The sequence below is a fragment of the Psychrobacter sp. TB20-MNA-CIBAN-0197 genome (assembly GCF_040309765.1).
Taxonomy (GTDB): domain Bacteria; phylum Pseudomonadota; class Gammaproteobacteria; order Pseudomonadales; family Moraxellaceae; genus Psychrobacter; species Psychrobacter submarinus.
Genome location: NZ_JBEOPC010000171.1, coordinates 1 through 378 on the forward strand (window position 1 = coordinate 1; position 378 = coordinate 378).

At 63.2% G+C, this 378-nt stretch carries 1 protein-coding gene; it reads left to right on the forward strand.

All coding sequences use genetic code 11. The features are described 5' to 3' along the window. Positions 1 to 378: sigma 54-interacting transcriptional regulator (locus AAEY83_RS13170; protein ID WP_351059422.1), on the forward strand; the 378-nt coding region annotated here is incomplete at both ends.

The window sequence follows — 378 nt, forward strand, 5'->3', positions numbered from 1 at the left end:
ATCCAGTCAGAATTGTTCGGCCACGAGAAAGGCGCGTTCACCGGCGCGGCAAACCTGCGTCGCGGTCGCTTTGAACAAGCGGACGGCGGCACGCTGTTCCTCGATGAAATCGGCGACATGCCGTTGTCGCTGCAAGCGAAGATTCTGCGCGTGTTGCAGGAAGGCGAGATTCGTCCGCTGGGTTCCAACGACACGCACAAGATCGACGTGCGCATCATCGCCGCAACGCACCGTGATCTGGCGGCGCTGGTCAGCGAAGGCAAGTTCCGCGAGGACTTGTTCCACCGCCTCAACGTGATCCGCATCCACATCCCGCGCCTGTCGGATCGTCGCGAAGACATCCCGACCCTGGCCCGGCACTTCCTCAGCCGCGCCGCG